Raw genomic sequence first — 3,407 nt, forward strand, 5'->3', positions numbered from 1 at the left:
TCATTACGGTCTTGGGGGTTTCCCCCATGAGCGACTGCATCAAGAAGCGCAAGAGTTTGACTTCTGACAAATGACTTCTGACAAATGACTTCTGCTATAACGTGATTTTGTGGAATGTGGATCAAGTCCTGGATCTTGATCAAGTCCTAACCTATAGTTGTGATTGGCTCCAGGATTATTTGAGCACAAATGCTGAGCTAGAAAAACGCGATCGCACTCTTTGTGATCGGATTAAGCACTTGAAAAGGGAGTAGGGAGCGGGGAGTAGTCGTCAAGAGATCCAAAGAGTGTTTGATATTATGATAAATCAGCAAAATTGTTCATGATATAATTATCAATTATATAGATAATTAAAATTAGATAATTTCAGGATAATTACCCTTAATAAAAATCTCCCCATCTCCCTATATCCCTATCTTACCATCCCCCCACACTCCCGACTCCCTATCTTAATAATGAACAAAATTCCCATCCTCCAACCTGGTAAATCTTATACCTTTAGAAGTTATTTTGATATGGTCGTTGAGCCAGAAGACATTTTGGCGGAATTTGGCTATACCTTGAAGCGAAGCTCTTTGACTTTAGAAAAGTCTACGACAAAACTAGACCGACTTTCTGGTCTTCAATCCAGAATTGAAGAAAGCTTACCCTATGTTAGTTTAACCAGTGAAGCAGCTCGACGGGAATTACTAATCGCTCCGATCTTGCTTGATTTAGTCCACTATACTCAAGCACAGCTAAGAATCGAATATCCCCTAACTGTTACAGAATACTTGAAAGGTTATCTAGACTATTATCTTTATACAGATAGTAAACTGCTGGTAATAGAAGCCAAAAATGCTAATATCCAAAGAGGCTTTACCCAACTTGCTGTAGAACTGATTGCTCTCGATCTATGGAGTGACGCTGACCAATTGATTTTACAGGGTGCTGTTTCTACAGGGGATATCTGGCAATTTGGGCTTTTGCACCGAGAGCATAAACAAGTTACTCAAGACCTGAATCTTTACCGTGTTCCAGCTGATTTAGAAGAATTGTTCCGAATTTTGGTAGCTGTTCTTGGTGATAGCGGTGCGGGCAGGGAGTAGGGAAGAGGGAGTAGGGAGCGGTGCGACCCGTGGCGAATTTAATTCGCCTACGGAAAGCGCACCGAGGGAGTAGGGAGTAGGGGGAGAAAGATTTTTTATGGATATTGTAAGTATGGAAAATTATCCAGATTTGATATAAATTAAGAGATTTTTAAATATCAACAATAAATGATTTTAAATACTTACTTTTTTTGAAAAAATATTTACTATATACAAGTTATATGGTATGGTTACTCAAATAATAATATTTGAGGGATATATAGCCTTGATTAATATATCATAAATCCAATGCTTATTTAGCATTAAATCAAAAAAAACCGGCATAGTTTGACTCCTGTTATCTGTTCCCTGTTTACTTGTTATATTAATCCTAGGTTTACATCTCAAATAAAAATGCTATACAATATTGATTGTCTGCAATTTTAATGATTATAAACGTGGCTATTTTAACAGAATCTGAACCATTTACCCTAATACAGCACCCAATAAAAAAAGAAAGAGAATTAGCATCTCCTGTGCTAAAATGGGCAGGTGGCAAAACGCAGCTTCTGCCACAACTTCGAGAGAGATACTCACCAAAGCTACGCAAGGGAAGTCTGACGACTTATATCGAGCCCTTCGTGGGAGGAGGTGCAGTTTTTTTCGATATTGTCAACAGTTTCGATATCCAGAAAGCTTATCTATTCGATACCAATCCTGAGCTGATTATCCTTTATAAGGTTATCCAACAGGATGTTGAATCACTGATCAAAGAACTGTTAAAGCTTAGTAATACATACCTACCCCAAGATGATCAACGTCGGAAAGAATTATACTACGAATATCGTAACAAATATAACAGGTTTGATAAACATATAGATGCTAACGGTTACGATTCCGATTGGAGCAAGCGAGCTGCCATAACGGTTTTTCTGAATAAAACCTGCTTTAACGGTCTGTATCGGGTCAATAGCAAAGGAGAATTTAATGTGCCAGTAGGACGATACAAAAATCCTAAAATTATGAATGACAATAATCTGCGAGCTGTCTCCAAGCTATTCGAAATTGCTCAAATAGAACAAAGGGACTTTAGTCAAGTTCTGAAATATGCTGATCATAGCACCTTTATTTACTATGATCCTCCCTATCGTCCCATCAGCAAAACTTCAAATTTTAATTCCTATCATTCCCTGGAATTTGATGATAATGAGCAGCGTCGTTTACGGGATGTGTTTGTGAAAGCTGATCAGGCAGGAGCCCATCAAATGCTCAGCAATTCTGATCCAACTAACTATGTTAATGATTTGTTTTTCGATGAGTTATATCAAGGGTTTACTATTGAGCGAATATTGGCATCCCGTAGAATAAACTCAAAAGGAAATAGCAGAGGATACATTAGAGAAATTCTGGTTAATAACTATTAAAGTGACATTTAAACTAATCTGAAAAGGGAGCATTTCAATCATGTAACTATAGGAGTAATTATAAGAAGGTAGAGGGGGGATACGGGGAATGATTTTACCATTGGTTCTTTTTATTTAAAAAGGACAAAGGATATAGTACACAGGACAAATCCGATGAAATTTAATTCTGTATTTAGGGAAAATCTTGGCTGTAATGACTCTGATAGCGTATTCGAGTATGTGATGGCAACCCTGAAACCCTCTATTTTGAAATGGGATTATTTCGTAAATTGGAATAAGGTTGGGAAAAATGTTAGAGATATTGAGATTAGTCTCAATCTTTTGAACTATCTTGTGGGCAAGGATAATGTTGAAGAAGAAGCAAGAGTGTTATTCAGAGAACATCCAAAGCTAATCTCTATCATTCCAGCCTTGCTAGCTTGTCGTGAGCATAAGTTTCAGATTTTAACCGACTATCAATCAGGAAAATTTAACTATGATAATTTCAGTTTTAAAAAGAAAGAAAATTTAACAGAAGAAGATATTGATCAAGCTATTGTTTTTCTAAAGGAGTTAGGTTTCCTAGAGCAAATCACCTCAAGACGTATCAAGTCCCTAACAGATTACTTTATCGGTGTCGAGGTCGGTCTAGATACAAATGCTCGCAAAAACCGGGGCGGTAAAGCTATGGAAGACATCGTCGAGTACTTTGTCAATTCTATCTGTACTCGTCATGGCTTTAAGTACATCCCGCAGGCTAAGTCAGATGGCATCAGATCAGAATTTGGTAAACACCTTACCATCAAAAAAGCGTCTAAAACGATTGATTTTGCAATTAATACTCCTAAGAAACTGGTTGTCTTGATGCAGTCGCTCATGGGGGAAACCCCCAAGACCGCGCTGCATCACTTTAATCGAAACAAACTTTTATAGAGGA

Annotated in this window: 3 protein-coding genes; all 3 read left to right on the plus strand. The window is 37.5% G+C overall.

What is annotated here, in order from left to right; genetic code table 11:
* Positions 1-455 precede the first annotated feature (455 nt).
* The gene (locus F6K20_RS30145; RefSeq protein ID WP_287297156.1) at positions 456-1,088 is read left to right on the plus strand and encodes a hypothetical protein; all 633 of its coding nucleotides are present in this window, start codon (positions 456-458) and stop codon (positions 1,086-1,088) included.
* A gap of 425 nt (positions 1,089-1,513) precedes the next feature.
* A complete protein-coding gene (locus F6K20_RS30150) occupies positions 1,514-2,491 on the plus strand; it encodes a DNA adenine methylase (RefSeq protein WP_287297158.1) in 978 nt (325 codons plus the stop codon).
* Between the two features lie 153 nt (positions 2,492-2,644).
* The gene (locus F6K20_RS30155; protein WP_287297159.1) at positions 2,645-3,403 is read left to right on the plus strand and encodes a DpnII family type II restriction endonuclease; all 759 of its coding nucleotides are present in this window, start codon (positions 2,645-2,647) and stop codon (positions 3,401-3,403) included.
* Positions 3,404-3,407: the final 4 nt, after the last annotated feature.

This window comes from Moorena sp. SIO2C4 (assembly GCF_010672485.1).
In the GTDB taxonomy this organism is placed as follows: Bacteria; Cyanobacteriota; Cyanobacteriia; order Cyanobacteriales; family Coleofasciculaceae; genus Moorena; species Moorena producens.

What these genes read in the sequence shown, in the direction of transcription:
- F6K20_RS30145 (WP_287297156.1), top strand. Translation starts at nt 456, where the DNA reads ATGAACAAAATTCCCATCCTCCAACCTGGTAAATCTTATACCTTTAGA.
- F6K20_RS30150 (WP_287297158.1), top strand. Translation starts at nt 1,514, where the DNA reads ATGATTATAAACGTGGCTATTTTAACAGAATCTGAACCATTTACCCTA.
- F6K20_RS30155 (WP_287297159.1), top strand. Translation starts at nt 2,645, where the DNA reads ATGAAATTTAATTCTGTATTTAGGGAAAATCTTGGCTGTAATGACTCT.